This is a genomic window from Kluyvera sichuanensis (assembly GCF_040930405.1).
Taxonomy (GTDB): domain Bacteria; phylum Pseudomonadota; class Gammaproteobacteria; order Enterobacterales; family Enterobacteriaceae; genus Kluyvera; species Kluyvera sichuanensis.
Map to the genome: position 1 here is coordinate 2,044,116 of NZ_CP162271.1, position 15,321 is coordinate 2,059,436.

The following is a 15,321-nucleotide window of genomic DNA, read 5'->3' on the forward strand; positions in this document are numbered from 1 at the left end:
ACTTAAATGACGGCGGTACAGAAAGCTAAGGTTATTCTCTGATTTTTAGAAACATTCGCTCACCAAATGATCATACAAAGCGCTATTCTTAGAAACGACAAATTTGTCTCGCCACAAGGAGTGGAGAATGTCTTCTCAAACCACAACTGATAATAATGCGCTGATTAACGAACTCTCCCGCCTGGTTGGTCACGCCCACCTGCTGACCGACCCTGCTAAAACCGCTCGCTATCGCAAAGGCTTCCGTTCCGGCCACGGCGACGCGCTGGCCGTGGTCTTCCCCGGCTCCCTGCTTGAGCTGTGGCGCGTGCTGAACGCCTGCGTCAACGCCGACAAAATTATTCTGATGCAGGCCGCCAACACCGGCCTGACCGAAGGTTCAACCCCGAGCGGTAACGACTACGACCGCGATATCGTCATTATCAGCACCCTGCGCCTCGATAAACTGCACCTGCTGGATAACGGCGAACAGGTGCTGGCATGGCCGGGCACCACGCTCTATTCGCTGGAAAAAGCGCTGAAGCCCTTTGGCCGCGAGCCGCATTCGGTGATCGGTTCTTCCTGCATCGGCGCCTCGGTAATTGGCGGTATCTGCAACAACTCCGGCGGCTCGCTGGTGCAGCGCGGCCCGGCCTACACCGAAATGTCGCTGTTTGCCCGCATTGACGAACAGGGCAAGCTGACGCTGGTCAACCATCTGGGCATTGACCTTGGCGAGACGCCAGAGCAGATCCTCAGCAAGCTTGACGACGAGCGCGTCAAAGACAGCGACGTGCAGCACGATGGTCGCCACGCTCATGACTATGATTACGTGAACCGCGTGCGCGACGTGAACGCGGATACGCCAGCGCGTTACAACGCCGACCCGGAACGCCTGTTTGAGTCCTCCGGCTGTGCGGGTAAGCTGGCGGTGTTTGCGGTGCGCCTCGACACCTTCCCGGCGGAAAAACGCCAGCAGGTGTTCTATATCGGCACCAATCAGCCTGACGTGCTGACCGAAATTCGCCGCCATATTCTGGCGGAGTTCAAAAATCTGCCGGTCGCGGGCGAATATATGCACCGCGATATTTACGATATTGCCGAGCAGTACGGCAAAGATACCTTCCTGATGATCGACAAGCTCGGCACCGACAAAATGCCGTTCTTCTTCACCATGAAGGGCCGCGCGGATGCGATGCTGGAAAAAGTGTCGCTGTTCAAGCCGCACTTCACCGACCGCTTTATGCAAAAGCTGGGGCACGCCTTCCCGGCGCATCTGCCGGAGCGCATGAAAACCTGGCGCGATAAATACGAACATCACCTGCTGCTGAAAATGGCCGGTGACGGCATTGATGAAGCGCAGGCGTGGCTGACCGAATACTTTAAAGAGGCAGAAGGTGACTTCTTCGTCTGTACGCCGGAAGAAGGCAGCAAAGCCTTCCTGCACCGCTTCGCGGCGGCGGGCGCAGCCATCCGCTACCAGGCGGTTCACGCCGATGAGGTGGAAGATATTCTGGCGCTGGATATTGCGCTGCGCCGTAACGATACCGAGTGGTTTGAGCATCTGCCGGCGGAGATCGACAGCAAGCTGGTGCATAAGCTCTATTACGGGCACTTTATGTGTTACGTGTTCCACCAGGATTATATCGTCAAGAAAGGGGTCGATCCGCACGAGGTCAAAGAGCAGATGCTGGCCCTGCTGCGTGAACGCGGCGCGCAGTATCCGGCGGAGCATAACGTAGGGCATCTGTATGAAGCAGATGAAAACCTGAAGCGCCATTACCGCGAAAACGATCCGACCAACAGCATGAACCCGGGGATCGGTAAAACCAGTAAGCTCAAATATTGGGGCGAAAAAACCGACGTGTAATGCGACGCCGGTAGAATTTCCCGGGGTCGGCGTAAACGCCTCGCTCGGGCTACGATTCGCATGTAGCCCGGCCGAGCGCAGCGACGCCGGGAATTTTCCCAACACGATAAGGAATACAATGATGTCTACGCTTGATGTCACCCGCGACGGCAATGTTGAAATCCGTGACGCGCAGGCTGACGATGTACAAGCCATTGCCGCGCTGTATGCCTGGCACGTGCTTAACGGCCGCGCCTCGTTTGAAGAGGTGCCGCCATCCATTGATGAAATGCAGCAGCGGATGCGCAATATTCAGGAACAGGGCCTGCCGTGGCTGGTGGCGCTCTATCGCGGCGAAGTGGTCGGTTACTGCTATGCCAACCACTACCGCCCTCGCCCGGCCTACCGTTACACCCTTGAAGAGTCTATCTACGTTGACACCACAATGACGGCGCACGGCATCGGCAGTCGCCTGTTAACGGCGCTGATTACGATTTGCGAGCAAGGGCCATGGCGGCAACTGCTGGCGGTGATTGGCGACGGCAATAACAATACCGGTTCGCTGCGCCTGCATAAAAAGCACGGTTTCGAGGTGGTGGGTCAGTTGCGTAGCGTGGGCTACAAGATGGGGGACTGGCGGGATACGGTAATCATGCAGCGTCCACTCAATGATGGTGACTGGACGCTGCCGGAATAGTTAATCGTCCTGGGTGGTTTGCCCGCTTTTCTGGGCTCTGGCGATATCGCCTTCCACCTGGGCTTCCTTCTGCTTCTTATAGCTCAGCGCGGCCGCAGGTACCGGCATCACTTTCCCGGTTTCTACCCAAGTACGCAGACGGCTGGCGTCAGCGAAGTGGGTAAACTTACCGAATGCATCCATCACCACCATCGCCACCGGGCGCTTGTTCATCACGGTGCGCATCACCAGGCAGTGACCCGCAGCGTTGGTAAAGCCGGTTTTGGTCAGCTGAATGCTCCAGTTATCGCGATACACCAGATGGTTGGTATTGCGGAACGGCAGCGTGTAGGCCGGATGAGCGAAGGTCGCGGTGTCTTCTTTGGTGGTGCTGAGCTGGCCAATCAGCGGATACTGTTTGGTGGCAATCAGCAGCTTCGTCAGGTCACGCGCGGTCGACACGTTATGAATCGACAGCCCGGTTGGCTCAACGTAGCGGGTGTTGGTCATCCCCAGCGATTTTGCCTTGGCGTTCATCGCCCGGATAAACGCGTCATAGCCGCCCGGATAGTGGTGAGCCAGGCTCGCCGCCGCGCGGTTTTCTGACGACATCAGCGCCAGCAACAGCATATTTTTACGGCTGATCTGGCTGTTCAGGCGCACGCGGGAGTAAATCCCTTTCATCTCTGGCGTGTGGCTGATATCCACCGTCAGGATCTCATCCAGCGGCAAATGCGCGTCCAGCACCACCATCGCCGTCATCAGCTTGGTGATAGAGGCCATCGGGCGCACCAGATCCGGCTGGTTGGCGTAAATAACTTTGTTCGTTTCAAGATCAACAATCATCGCGCTACCGGAAGCAATTTCCGGCTGCGAGGCAACGGCGGTGACGGCCGTTTTAGCACTCGCCTGAGGCGCAAAAGGCAAAGCCAGCACAAAGGCAAGGCTCAGCAGGGAAACGCGAAATTTCTGCATGGTGAGTATTCTGGTGGTTATTTATGCACATTATGATAGACAACCGCCTCGTACCTAAGGGGTACGAAGCGGAATGGCTCATCATAGCGCGGAGTGCGCGGCATCTACCAGAAAAGAATAGTGAATAAATGCTGCATTGCTGACGGAATCTACATTCACATCAGCAATGCATTCAGCGAGTTAAAACAGCCTGTATCCGTAGCCCCACAGCACCACGGTCAGCGCCAGCAGAACCTCCAGTACCAGCACCCCAATGGCGAGGGTGGAACTGGCAAAGCTCAGCCCCTCTTCCCGGTTAATATTGAGGAAGGTGGGAATACCGACGTAGAGTAAATACCCGGTGTAGAACAGCGCCACCGTCCCCACCAGCGCGCACAGCCACACCAGCGGATAGAGCGCGACGATACCACTCAGGAAAATCGGCGTCGCCACGTAGCCGGCAAACACCATACAGCGCTTGAGTGAAGGACGCTGCGGGTAGTTGCGTGCCATCCACCAGATAACCCGGCCCATCACCGCTACGCCCGCCAGCATCAGTGCGTAGAAGAGTATCGCCAGCCCAATCCCGGTCATCAGTGAAAGCCTGACCACGGTGCCTTCGCCAAAGTTCCAGCCAAGCTGGGTGGTACCGATAAACGCGCACACCACCGGAATGGCCGCCATCACCAGCACATGATGCATATAGTGGTGAGAGACGGTTTCGTTCTCACTACGGATCACATGCATCTCTTTATCAGGGTGGGAGAAGAGTCCCCATACATGGTTCATAACGCCTCCTCAGCACGGCTTCGTACCACGTTGCTCTAAGTATAATTCACATAAATAGATTGTTTTATGTACAACGTAAAAAATAGACGCCGCCGCACTTCTCGCGTGAGGGTGTATGATTAAAGGATTGATGCAGTAAGGAGTGAGTGTTTGCATGGATATCAATAACCTGATTTCCCACTATGGTTACGCTGCGCTGGTGATTGGCAGTATGGCGGAGGGCGAAACGATTACGCTGCTCGGCGGGGTGGTGGCGCATCAGGGTCTGTTAAAATTTCCGCTAGTGGTCATTTCGGTGGCGCTGGGCGGTATGATAGGCGACCAGTTGCTGTACCTGCTTGGTCGGCGGTTTGGCGGGCGGCTGCTTAAACGTTTTTCACGCCACCAGGCGCGCATTCGCAAGGCGCAGCGGCTGATTAAAAGTCGTCCCTATCTGTTTGTGATTGGCACCCGTTTTATGTACGGTTTCCGCGTCATTGGGCCGCTGCTGATTGGCGCCAGCGGTTTGCCACCGAAGATCTTCCTGCCGCTGAATATTCTGGGGGCGTTAATCTGGGCGCTGCTGTTCACCACGCTTGGGTACCTTGGTGGTGAAGCCATTGGTCCGTGGTTGCATCATCTGGATAAACATCTGAAGCATCTCATCTGGCTGGTGCTGGTGGTCGCGCTGGTGATTGCCGTTCGTTGGTGGATGAAGCATCGCGAAGCGAAAAAACCGCAGGAATAAACCCGGCATAGGCCGGGTTTAGGGTAGCCCGGCCGAGCAACGCGACGCCGGGAATCACGCAAACCTTAAAACGAATACTGCACGCCCACACGATAACGCGTCTGACGCTCGTCGGTGGTATTACGCACGGAGACGTTGCCGATTTCCACATACGGCTTCCAGTTTTTATCAATACTGTAGGCCGTTTTAAAGTTCAGCTCGTAATCATCTTTACCGTTGTCATAGCGATTAAAATCTTCGCTCTTTTTATAAAGGTAGTTGCCTTCGAATGCCCACGCGCCGGTTTTATAACCCAGCCATACGTCACCGCGGTTAATATGTTCATCGTCTTTATCTTCAGAAGTATCTCGCACATATTCGTAGCGATATCGCGCTGCCAGATAAATACCATTACTGAAATTATACTGCCCACGAATATACGGTTTATAAATTGATTTAGACGAAGAGGTCTCTAATGCCAGGCCGGGTTGAATCGTTATTTCCGGCGTCGCATTAAACTGATAGCTCACCACATATTCGCTACCATTATCAACGACGTCATTAAACGCTTTCCGCGAATGTTCACCGCCCGATTTGCTTTTTGCCTCAACCGAGAAGCCAAAGCCGTTAGCAAAGCGGTGTGATATCAGCACCCTGTCCTTCTGCACCTGACTGTCGTCGGTATACTCATGGCGCAGGTCGATAGTGACCGCCTGTGCTGATGCGCTGGCGAAGGCCAGCATCCCAAAGGTTATTAATTTTTTCACGCAATCGTCCTCTGTTGTTATCGTTAACTCCAAAGCGGTGAGGAACTGGCTTTAATATTTAAAATATGAATATAAAAAGGTGTAGGGTATTTATTATCAATAAAGAATATTCTTTCTTCGGAGGGCGATACTAGTGGCGAGCAAATGAGGTGTCATTAAATTAAATCAAAATACGTGATCACAAACATATTTTAATGCAATATTGATGGTGATTTTTAATAAAATTAAAAATCAAATGCCGAGGGTATATATTAGCGAGTGATATTATTTAATCTAAGTATTTATTTTCCACTTTCCCCCTGCATGAATAATACAGGGGGGAAGTAACACGAGGTTGGCTATTTTTCTTCGCTGATGTGGTAGCCACCGCCCAGCGCCGAGGTCAGCTGGATGCTGGCATCGATCCACTGGCCGTGCAGGCGTAACGCGTTGACGCGCTCCTGCAGAGCGGGCAATTTCGCAAGGCTAACTTTAGCACCCGGAATAATCCCGGCGTTCATCCGCGCCTGCGCCAACGTCACCACACGCTGTGCGTCTTTTTCAACCTGCTGTTGCTGCTGGTTTTTCTCCATCAGCGTTTCAACCTGGCTGGCAGTTTTCGCCACCTGATTTACCGCATCCACCACCGCTTTATTATATTTAGCGATGGAGAGATTGCTCTGCGCATTAGCGATATCAAGGTTAGCGTTCAGACGGCCGCTATCGAAGATAGGTAGCGTCAGCCCGGCGGTCACGCCCATCTGGTTGGCCGAGCTACGGAACAGATCGCTTAAGTGCAGGGCATCCTGTTGCAGGAAGGCCATCAGGTTGATGTCCGGGTAGAACGCCGCTTTCGCCGCGTCGATCTCACTCAGCGACGCTTCGATATACCAGTGCGCTTCCTGCAGATCCGGACGGCGCGCCAGCAGGTCGTAGCCTAAGCGAGCCGGCATTTTGCTGGCAACCGCTGGCAGGTCGACCTTACGCAGATTCAGCGACTGGCTCTGGCTGTTGGTCAGCGCCATCAGCCGCGCCTCAATCTCTTTCATATTGCCAGCCACGTCGGTCAACTGCTGGTCGGTTTTGCTGACGTTAATATCGTTCTCAGCCCCTTCGGCGGAGTTGGTCAGCCCGTGCTGGTACAGCTCGGTATCCACGGTCACGATATTATTTTGTTCGCTTTTCACCTGCTCTAACACGTCGCGAATCGCGGCTTCGGTTTGCCACTGCCAGTACAAACGCGCCACGCTGCTGGAGAGCAGTTCCTGGGTTTGCGCCCGCTCGGCAACCTGCGCCTTCACTTCACCGATACGCGCCTTCACCTGCGCGCGGTTTTTACCCCACAGGTCAAGATCCCATCCGGCGGTCAGGCCGAACGTACCGTTGGTGTACCACGGGCCGGTATTGCCGTCAGTGTCGGTGGCAAACGGCCCCATCAGGCCTTCTGAGGACATTTTCTGGCGCTCAAGATTCCCGCCGAAATCCACTTCCGGGCCCAGCGACGACTTCGACATCCGCGCCTGCGCTTCGGCCAGTTTGATGCGCTGATCGGCAATCTGCATATCCGGCGCATTCGCCAGCGCGCGGGTAATTAGGCTGTTCAGCTGTGCATCGTGATAGCCCTGCCACCAGTTACTCTGCGGCCAACCGTTTTGCAACGCCGCAGGGAGTTCCGTTGAAACGTTCGAGGCCGGAACCTGCTGTTTAACAGGACTACCAATATCATGCGAAGGTGCACAGCCAGCCAGCGCGATGAGCAGGGGTAAACCAGTCAGCACGCTTTTTTTCAGAGTTAAGTTCATTTGAGAGGTCAGGTTACAAAAGAAGGAGGTTTATATTAATTTAAATGCAGCCAATCCTTTTAGTAAAGCGTGTGGGAACATAATTTGACATACTTAGTGACAGTCAAAAATGATTAAATTTCATGGAGTAGAAATGAGTCAGAATATTTATGACAACCCTGATTTCTTCGCCGGGTACGCCACGCTTGATCGTTCGGTTAGAGGGCTCGACGGTGCGCCGGAATGGGCCACTATTGTGCAGATGATGCCCGCGCTGGCCGGTCAGCGGGTGGTGGATCTTGGCTGTGGCTACGGCTGGTTTTGCCGCTGGGCGCGCGACCAGGGCGCCGCTAAGGTGACCGGGCTGGATCTCTCCAGCCTCATGCTGGAACGGGCGCGAGAGATGACCCACGACGCGGGGATTGAATACCGCTGCGAAGATTTGCAAACCCTCACCCTTGCCGCCAATAGCTGCGACGTGGTTTACAGCTCGCTGGCGCTGCACTATTTGCCCGATATCACCCCGCTGCTCACCTGCGTATATCAGGCTTTGACGCCGGGCGGTACGCTGCTGTTTTCCGCCGAGCATCCTATCTATACCGCCCCGCTCAAGCAGGGCTGGCAGGAAGATGCACAGGGACAGAAAAGCTGGCCGGTCAGCCATTATCAGCAGGAAGGCGAGCGCATCAGCAATTGGTTTGCCGACGGCGTGAAGAAACAGCACCGGACGCTTGGCAGTTGGATCAACGCGCTGGTCGCCGCCGGTTTTGTGATTGAATGCCTCAACGAATGGGGACCAACCGCAGAACAGATTGCCGCCAACCCGGCGCTGGATGAAGAGAAAGAACGGCCGATGATTTTTATTCTGCGCGCGCGTAAGCCGGTGTGAGTTGGGTGAGTGCCGGATGGCGGCTACGCCTTATCCGGCACTCACCGATGCTTACGCTTTCAAGCTCGCGCCGTTGGTCGCAATCACCTCTTTATACCAATCGAAGCTCTTCTTCTTGCTGCGCGCCAGCGTACCGGTGCCGTCGTCGTGGCGATCCACGTAGATAAATCCGTAGCGCTTGGAGAGCTCCGCCTTCGAGGCGCTGACCAGGTCAATCGGCCCCCAGCTGGTAAAGCCCATCAGCTCAACGCCGTCTTCAATCGCTTCCCGCGCCTGCACCAGATGGTCATTCAGGTAGCTGATACGGTAGTCATCGTTGATGCTGCCGTCAGCTTCCACTTTGTCCTTCGCACCTAGGCCGTTTTCAACGATAAACAGCGGCTTCTGGTAGCGATCCCACAGCACGTTCAGCAGCGTGCGCAGCCCCAGCGGGTCAATCTGCCAGCCCCACTCCGAGCTTTCCAGATGTGGATTCGGCACCATATTGAGGATATTGCCGCGCGCTTTCTGGTTCAGCGCTTCGTCGGCGGTCACGCACCCGGTCATGTAGTAGCTAAACGAGATAAAATCGACGGTCGATTTCAGCGCTTCACGGTCGGCGTCGGTAATCTCCAGCGCAAAACCGTTGTCGCGGAAATAGCGCAGCATATAGCCCGGATACGCTCCGCGCGCCTGTACGTCGCCGAAGAACTGCCAGCCGCGGTTCTCCTGCAGGGTTTTGAACACATCATCCGGCTTGCAGCTTAACGGGTACATCAGGCCGCCCAGCAGCATGTTGCCAATTTTCCCTTCCGGCACAATCTCATGGCAGGCTTTCACCGCCAGCGCGCTCGCCACCAGCTGATGGTGAATGGCCTGATACACTTCCGCTTTGCTGCTATCCCCCGGCAGGCCTACGCCGGTCATCGGCGCGTGCAGCGACATGTTGATTTCGTTAAAGGTCAGCCACAGTTTGACCTTGCCTTTGTAGCGCTCAAACACCGTACGGGCATAACGCTCGAAGAAGCCAATCACCTTGCGGTTGCCCCAGCCGCCGTAGTTTTTCACCAGCGCCCACGGCATTTCATAGTGGGAGAGCGTGACCAGCGGCGTAATGTGATGTTTAGCCATCTCGTCAAACAGCTTGTCGTAAAAGGCCAGACCGGCCTCGTTTGGCTCGGCGTCATCACCGTTCGGGAAGATACGCGTCCAGGCAATCGACACGCGCAGGCAGTTAAAACCCATCTCGGCGAACAGCGCGATATCATCCGGGTAGCGGTGATAGAAGTCGATGGCGATATCTTTTAAGCCGGTGTCACCTGGCACACGCTCAACGACGTCGCCAAAAACGCCGTGCGGTTGCACGTCGGAGGTGGATAACCCTTTGCCATCCTCAAGAAAGGCACCTTCAACCTGGTTCGCTGCGGTCGCGCCGCCCCAATAAAACGTCTGCGGGAATGCTTTCATCTCTCTCTCCTGTGATTAATGCGTAATGGACAACAGCGGTTGACCGGCGCTGACTGCGCTGCCGGCAACGATCTCCAGCTCCGGATAATCATCGCTATTGCTGATAATAATGGGGGTCGCCAGGTCGTAACCGGCGTCCAGAATGGCCTGACGATCGAAGGTGAGCAGCAGATCGCCCGCCTGCACCTTATCGCCCTCTTTCACATGGGCGGTGAACGGCGCGCCGTCCAGCTTGACGGTATCAATACCAACGTGGATCAGCAGTTCAATGCCGCTGTCGCTCTCAAGACCGATGGCGTGTTTGGTTTGAAAAATCGAGGCGACTTCGCCGTTAAAGGGGGCAATCACTTTGCCCTCCGCCGGGATAATTGCCACGCCTTTACCCAACAGGCCGCTGGCGAAGGTGGTATCCGGAACATTTTCCAGCGCCAGCACGCTGCCGGTCATCGGTGCCAGCACGTCATTTTCCGTCACTTTTGCCACCGCAGCGGGCTCAGCTACCTTGCGCGGCATCCCGAAGAAATAGGTCAGCAAGCCGGAAAGGATAAAGGCCACCGCTGTACCAATAAGCCCGCCCCATACGCTGGCATCAATACCGCTTGCCGGGATCATCTGCGCCGGGAAGAAGATATTCGGCAGGCCAAACGAGTAGGTCGCGCTGTTGCTGAAGGCGGTAATCGCGCCACCGAGGGCACCTGAGACGCAGCCAAAGATAAACGGACGACGCAGCGGCAAAGTCAGACCGTAAATCGCCGGTTCGGTAATACCAAAAAGTCCGGCAGAAAACGCAGAGCCTGCCAGCACTTTCTGGCGCACATCTCGAGTGGCGAGGAAAATCCCCAGCACCGCCCCCACCTGCGCCAGCACCGCCGGCAGAATAATCGGCAACATCGAGTCGTGGCCCAGCACGTTCAGGTTGTTGATCATCAGCGGTACCAGCCCCCAGTGCAGGCCGAAGATAACGCAGACCTGCCACAACCCGCCCAGCGCAGCCCCCGCCAGCCACGGCGCAACGACGTAAACCGCCTGGTAACCGTTCGCCAGCATCACGCTAAGCCAGGTGGCGATTGGCCCGATAACCAGAAACGTCAGCGGCACCACAATGGCAAGGCAGATAGCCGGGGTAAAAAAGTTCTTCATCGCCGACGGCAGCAGCGCGTTGCTGCGCCGCTCAATCCAGCAGCACACCCAGGAGGCGAGGATAATCGGGATAACCGAGGAGCTGTAGTTGATAAAAGTGACGGGGATGCCGAGGAAATACTCCGCCGTGGCACCCGGCATTTGTCCGGCCTCAAAGGCCTGAATCATCAGCGGGTGGGTCAGCGCGCCGCCGATCACCATCGTAATAAACGGGTTACCGCCAAACTTTTTCCCGGCGGTGTAGCCGAGGAACAGCGGGAAAAAGAAGAACAGCGCGTCGCTGGCCGCAAACCAGATTTTGTAGGTCGCCTGTTCGGTGTTCAGCCAGCCGCACACTACTGCCAGCGCCAGCAACCCTTTCAACAGACCGGTGGCCGCCATCACGCCGATAAACGGCGCAAAAATACCGGACACCACGTCGATAATCTGCCCCAGCACTGAAGTTTTTTCGCCTTTGACCGCGACCGGTTCGCTATCGTCGGTAATACCTGCCGCCTCGCGTACCGCCAGCCAGACATCGTGGACGTGGTTGCCGATCACCACCTGAAACTGACCGCCGCTCTCAACCACCATAATCACGCCGGGGTTCGCCTTTAGCGCCTCGGCGTCAGCTTTGCTGCTGTCTTTAAGCTTAAAACGCAGCCGGGTAGCGCAGTGAACCAGACTCACCATATTCTCTTTACCGCCCACGTGGCGGAGAATATCCTGCGCAAGTTCATGATATTTCATACCAAATTCCTTGACCGAGTATAAAAACAAAAAAACCCGAGAACGACGCCAGATGGCACCGCGCTCGGGTTTTGCCTGCGTTATGCAGTAACAATCCCATTGTGGTTTGGGGATTAACGCCCCTCTTTTCTCACCCGTTCAATATGAATGGCGAGAAACATAATCTCTTCCGTCGTCAACGGCCGCTGATAGCTGTTTTGCAGATGCAAACCGACGGTTTCCGCACACTTCCACGCTTTGGCGTAGTTGTCCTTCACCGCGCTATGCAGTTCGGCGTCATCGTCTTCCACCACCGTTCGCGTCAGCATCCGCTGGGCAAAGAATTTCAGGTGGGTCACGAAGCGCTGATAGCTTAACGACTCTTCGTTGTACTCCAGACGCAGTTGGTACTTCACCAACTGCAAAATTTCCTGCATCACACGGGTGACGTGCATCACTTCCGGCATTTCGCTGTTGAGCTGCGCCGTGACCAGATGCAGGGCGATAAATCCGGCTTCATCCTCCGCCAGCGCCACGCCGAGCCGCTTTTCAATCAGCGCTCGCGCCTCCTGCCCCAGCGCAAACTCTTTCGGGTAGAGCCGCTTTATCTCCCACAACAGCACGTTACGCAGCGCTACGCCCTTTTTCTGCCGCTCAATGGCGAAGTGGCAATGGTCGGTCAGGGTGATGTAAACGCTCTCCTGCAGCCTGCCGAGCCGCTCGCGCGCCCGTTCGATAATCCGGTCGCAGGTGGTCATCACCTCAAGCGGGATCTGACTGAGTAATTCACCTAAACGCCCTACCAGCTCATCGCTTTGCAGGGCAAAAATTTTCTCGATTTTCGTCTCATCCAGTGAGTCGCCGACGCGTTTCTGAAAGGCTAGCCCTCGCCCCATCACTACCTGCTCACGCCGGTGTTCATCCAGAACCACCACCACATTATTATTAAGTACTTTGGCGATTTGCATTTATGAACCCCAGAAACAAAAAAACCTGACCTCTGACAGGAGCCAGAGAATCAGGTTTTGCCTGCCGAAGCAGTAACAATCGTTCAGGAGTATTTCACTTTCACGTAGTGAAGCTCAATGAAGCAAAGAGAAAATTGTGATGGAGATCTGATACTTTATGCGCGCCAGTCGGTAATCGCCCGCGCAATCAGCTTCGACTCCTGCAGCGCGCGCACGGCGCTAAACAGTTCACTAGCCTCGTCATACTCTTTACGCAGGTAGCCAAGCCACTGCTTAATACGCGCCACATGATACAGCCCGGTATCCCCCTGTTTTTCCAGGAGAACATATTTTTTCAGTAAATCCACCACCTGCGGCCACGGCAGGCGCGGCTCGTTGTATTTGATCACCCGGCTGAGGTTCGGCACGTTCAGTGCGCCGCGGCCAATCATCACCGCATCGCAGCCGGTGACGGCCATACACGCCTGCGCGCTGTCGTAGTCCCAGATTTCACCGTTGGCGATAACCGGAATGGTGAGCCGCTGGCGAATCTCGGCGATCGCCTGCCAGTTGATGCGCTCGGCCTTGTAGCCATCCTCTTTGGTGCGTCCGTGGACGGCGAGTTCGGTAGCGCCCGCCTGCTGCACCGCATCGGCAATTTCAAACTGTCGCGCCCCGCTGTCCCAGCCCAGACGCACTTTTACCGTCACCGGCAGATGCGCGGACACCGCTTCGCGCATCGCTTTCACCCCCTGGTAGATAAGCTCCGGATCTTTTAGCAACGTCGCCCCACCGCCGCTGCCGTTTACCGTTTTCGACGGGCAGCCGCAGTTGAGATCTACGCCCCAGGAGCCTAGCGCCACCGCACGGGCGGCGTTCTCCGCCAGCCACTCGGGGTATTGCCCTAATAGCTGGATTCGCACGCGGGTCCCGGAAGGTGTGCGGCTTTGGTTATGCAGTTCGGGACATAGCTTGTAGAACGATTTTTCCGGCAATAGCTGGTCCACCACGCGCAGAAATTCGGTGATGCACAGATCGTAATCATTCACTTCGGTCAGCAGCTCGCGCACGAGCGAGTCGAGCACGCCTTCCATCGGTGCCAGTAAAACACGCATATCGTTATCCGGAAAAAAAAGAGGCGCTATGGTAACGTCTTAGTATGCCGCTTTCCACTGCCAGTCAACACACCAGGAGGTGAATGATGAATTCAAGGGATATTACGCTTAAAGCCATCCAGCCACCGTGCGGATTCAGCGACGTACCGCCGGTCACGCTGACCGATGCCACCCTGCTCGAGCGTAAAAATAAACTGCTCGAACGGATGCAGGAAGAACGCTTTGATGCGCTGGTGATTTACGCCGATAAAGAACACGGCGGTAATTTTGAGTACCTGACCGGCTTTATCCCGCGCTTTGAAGAGGGCCTGCTGGTGCTGCATAAATCCGGGCACGCCACCGCCATTCTCGGCAATGAAAACCTGAAGATGGCAGCGCATTCGCGCATTCCGGTGACGTTAAAACACTGCCCGCTGTTCTCGCTGCCTAATCAGCCGATGGATAACGAAAAGCCGCTGGCGCAGCTGTTCAGCGAAACCGGGCTGAGCGCGATGTCTAAAGTGGGGCTGGTCGGCTGGAAGATGTTTACCACCGCTGGGAGCGATAACGCAAAGCTGTTCGACCTGCCGTGGTTTATCGTCGAGGCGATAAAACAGAGCACCCATGCCGATTTGGTCAACGCGGCGCATCTGTTTATTCGCGGTGATAAAGGGGTGAGAACGGTGAATAACGCCAACGAAATTGCCCATTACGAATATGGCGCCAACCTCGCGTCCCGCTGCATGCTGGCGGCGCTGGACGCCGTCGAACCAGGCGTTCGTGAAGTGGATCTGGGCGCGCTGCTCGCCGCCGAGGGGCAGGCACCGTCTGTTGTTACCATCGCCGCAGCCGGGCAACGTTTTGAGAAAGCCAACCTCTATCCTTCGTGGAAAAAGGTCGAGCGCGGCCAGCCGCTGTCGATGACTACCGGGTTTAAAGGCGGGCTCTCCAGCCGCACCGGGTTTGTGATTGCTGAGGAGAGCGAGTTGCCGGAGAACCAGCGTGATTATCTGGACCGCGTGGTGAAGCCCTATTTTGGCGCGGTGGCGACGTGGCTTGAGAATATTAAGGTCGGGATGCCGGGCGGTGAGCTTTATGATTTAGTCGAACGCGTGCTGCCAAAAGCGCAGTACGGCTGGCACCTTAACCCGGGGCACCTGAGCGCGGATGAAGAGTGGATGTCGTCACCGGTCTATTCAGGCTCAAGCGAGACGCTGAAAAGCGGCATGGTGATGCAGATTGATATTATTCCGTCGGTACCGGGATATACCGGCACCAGCGCGGAAGAGAGCATTGCCCTGGCCGATGCCAGGTTACGCCAGCAGATAGCGCAGGCGTATCCGGCGCTGTGGGCGCGCATCGAGGCACGGCGGGCGTATATTCGCGAGACGTTGAATATTGCGTTGAGCGATGACGTGTTGCCGCTGTCTAACGCCGTGGGGTATCTGCGGCCGTTTATGTTAGCCAAAGATAAGGCGCTGGTGGGTTAGTGTGGTGATATTCCCGGCGGCGCTTTGCTTGGCCGGGCTACAAACCCTGCTCCATTCGGTCCCCTCGCCCCTTTGGGGAGAGGGCTAGGGTGAGGGGCATAGGCGCACCGAACCCTCACCCCGACCC

At 55.9% G+C, this 15,321-nt stretch carries 13 protein-coding genes; 5 read left to right on the top strand and 8 right to left on the bottom strand.

From position 1 onward, the window contains the following. Nucleotides 1–127 precede the first annotated feature (127 nt). Both dld and AB2B48_RS10065 read left to right on the top strand, forming a co-directional pair. Nucleotides 128–1,849, top strand: a complete 1,722-nt coding sequence (gene dld / locus AB2B48_RS10060; protein ID WP_185666933.1) for a D-lactate dehydrogenase — start codon at nucleotides 128–130, stop codon at nucleotides 1,847–1,849. A 121-nt stretch (nucleotides 1,850–1,970) separates the two neighbouring features. Next, a complete protein-coding gene (locus tag AB2B48_RS10065) occupies nucleotides 1,971–2,525 on the top strand; it encodes a GNAT family N-acetyltransferase (RefSeq protein WP_368301947.1) in 555 nt (184 codons plus the stop codon). On the opposite strand, the gene pbpG is transcribed toward AB2B48_RS10065, so the two are convergent. Then, on the bottom strand, nucleotides 2,526–3,479 hold the full coding sequence (gene pbpG, locus AB2B48_RS10070) for a D-alanyl-D-alanine endopeptidase (protein WP_185666932.1): 954 nt from the start codon (nucleotides 3,477–3,479) through the stop codon (nucleotides 2,526–2,528). It abuts the gene before it with no gap. 180 nt (nucleotides 3,480–3,659) lie between these two features. Beyond that, nucleotides 3,660–4,247, bottom strand: a complete 588-nt coding sequence (locus tag AB2B48_RS10075; RefSeq protein WP_185666931.1) for a Yip1 family protein — start codon at nucleotides 4,245–4,247, stop codon at nucleotides 3,660–3,662. Nucleotides 4,248–4,401: 154 nt separating this feature from the next. On the opposite strand from AB2B48_RS10075, the gene AB2B48_RS10080 reads away from it, so the two are divergent. Further along, on the top strand, nucleotides 4,402–4,974 hold the full coding sequence (locus AB2B48_RS10080; protein WP_185666930.1) for a DedA family protein: 573 nt from the start codon (nucleotides 4,402–4,404) through the stop codon (nucleotides 4,972–4,974). 65 nt (nucleotides 4,975–5,039) lie between these two features. Here AB2B48_RS10080 and AB2B48_RS10085 read toward each other — a convergent pair whose 3' ends face one another. Together AB2B48_RS10085 and mdtQ are read right to left on the bottom strand one after the other, a co-directional pair. Beyond that, nucleotides 5,040–5,696 carry an oligogalacturonate-specific porin KdgM family protein gene (locus tag AB2B48_RS10085; RefSeq protein ID WP_220439431.1) on the bottom strand — a complete coding sequence of 219 codons (657 nt, stop codon included), beginning with the start codon at nucleotides 5,694–5,696 and terminating at the stop codon, nucleotides 5,040–5,042. 362 nt (nucleotides 5,697–6,058) lie between these two features. Continuing rightward, entirely contained in the window at nucleotides 6,059–7,501 is a 1,443-nt protein-coding gene (mdtQ, locus tag AB2B48_RS10090; RefSeq protein WP_368301669.1) for a multidrug resistance outer membrane protein MdtQ, read from the bottom strand. A 133-nt stretch (nucleotides 7,502–7,634) separates the two neighbouring features. Here mdtQ and AB2B48_RS10095 point away from each other — a divergent pair, with 133 nt between their 5' ends. Further along, the gene (locus AB2B48_RS10095) at nucleotides 7,635–8,369 is read left to right on the top strand and encodes a class I SAM-dependent methyltransferase (protein WP_368301670.1); all 735 of its coding nucleotides are present in this window, start codon (nucleotides 7,635–7,637) and stop codon (nucleotides 8,367–8,369) included. A gap of 51 nt (nucleotides 8,370–8,420) precedes the next feature. Here AB2B48_RS10095 and AB2B48_RS10100 read toward each other — a convergent pair whose 3' ends face one another. The 4 genes from AB2B48_RS10100 to dusC all read right to left on the bottom strand — a co-directional run bounded on the left by AB2B48_RS10100 (nucleotide 8,421) and on the right by dusC (nucleotide 13,725). Continuing rightward, the gene (locus AB2B48_RS10100) at nucleotides 8,421–9,815 is read right to left on the bottom strand and encodes a glycoside hydrolase family 1 protein (protein ID WP_368301671.1); all 1,395 of its coding nucleotides are present in this window, start codon (nucleotides 9,813–9,815) and stop codon (nucleotides 8,421–8,423) included. A gap of 15 nt (nucleotides 9,816–9,830) precedes the next feature. Beyond that, complete coding sequence (bglF, locus tag AB2B48_RS10105; RefSeq protein WP_368301948.1) at nucleotides 9,831–11,768, bottom strand: PTS beta-glucoside transporter subunit IIABC; 1,938 nt, start codon at nucleotides 11,766–11,768, stop codon at nucleotides 9,831–9,833. Nucleotides 11,769–11,797: 29 nt separating this feature from the next. After that, complete coding sequence (gene bglG, locus AB2B48_RS10110; protein WP_185666926.1) at nucleotides 11,798–12,631, bottom strand: transcriptional antiterminator BglG; 834 nt, start codon at nucleotides 12,629–12,631, stop codon at nucleotides 11,798–11,800. Between the two features lie 155 nt (nucleotides 12,632–12,786). Beyond that, on the bottom strand, nucleotides 12,787–13,725 hold the full coding sequence (gene dusC / locus AB2B48_RS10115) for a tRNA dihydrouridine(16) synthase DusC (protein WP_368301672.1): 939 nt from the start codon (nucleotides 13,723–13,725) through the stop codon (nucleotides 12,787–12,789). 86 nt (nucleotides 13,726–13,811) lie between these two features. Here dusC and AB2B48_RS10120 point away from each other — a divergent pair, with 86 nt between their 5' ends. Continuing rightward, on the top strand, nucleotides 13,812–15,194 hold the full coding sequence (locus AB2B48_RS10120; protein WP_368301949.1) for a M24 family metallopeptidase: 1,383 nt from the start codon (nucleotides 13,812–13,814) through the stop codon (nucleotides 15,192–15,194). The last annotated feature ends 127 nt before the right edge of the window (nucleotides 15,195–15,321 follow it).

Excerpts from the sequence above, each read along its gene's own strand:
- dld (WP_185666933.1), top strand. The coding sequence starts at position 128 with ATGTCTTCTCAAACCACAACTGATAATAATGCGCTGATTAACGAACTC.
- AB2B48_RS10065 (WP_368301947.1), top strand. The coding sequence starts at position 1,971 with ATGTCTACGCTTGATGTCACCCGCGACGGCAATGTTGAAATCCGTGAC.
- pbpG (WP_185666932.1), bottom strand. The coding sequence starts at position 3,479 with ATGCAGAAATTTCGCGTTTCCCTGCTGAGCCTTGCCTTTGTGCTGGCT.
- AB2B48_RS10075 (WP_185666931.1), bottom strand. The coding sequence starts at position 4,247 with ATGAACCATGTATGGGGACTCTTCTCCCACCCTGATAAAGAGATGCAT.
- AB2B48_RS10080 (WP_185666930.1), top strand. The coding sequence starts at position 4,402 with ATGGATATCAATAACCTGATTTCCCACTATGGTTACGCTGCGCTGGTG.
- AB2B48_RS10085 (WP_220439431.1), bottom strand. The coding sequence starts at position 5,696 with ATGCTGGCCTTCGCCAGCGCATCAGCACAGGCGGTCACTATCGACCTG.
- mdtQ (WP_368301669.1), bottom strand. The coding sequence starts at position 7,501 with ATGAACTTAACTCTGAAAAAAAGCGTGCTGACTGGTTTACCCCTGCTC.
- AB2B48_RS10095 (WP_368301670.1), top strand. The coding sequence starts at position 7,635 with ATGAGTCAGAATATTTATGACAACCCTGATTTCTTCGCCGGGTACGCC.
- AB2B48_RS10100 (WP_368301671.1), bottom strand. The coding sequence starts at position 9,815 with ATGAAAGCATTCCCGCAGACGTTTTATTGGGGCGGCGCGACCGCAGCG.
- bglG (WP_185666926.1), bottom strand. The coding sequence starts at position 12,631 with ATGCAAATCGCCAAAGTACTTAATAATAATGTGGTGGTGGTTCTGGAT.
- dusC (WP_368301672.1), bottom strand. The coding sequence starts at position 13,725 with ATGCGTGTTTTACTGGCACCGATGGAAGGCGTGCTCGACTCGCTCGTG.
- AB2B48_RS10120 (WP_368301949.1), top strand. The coding sequence starts at position 13,812 with ATGAATTCAAGGGATATTACGCTTAAAGCCATCCAGCCACCGTGCGGA.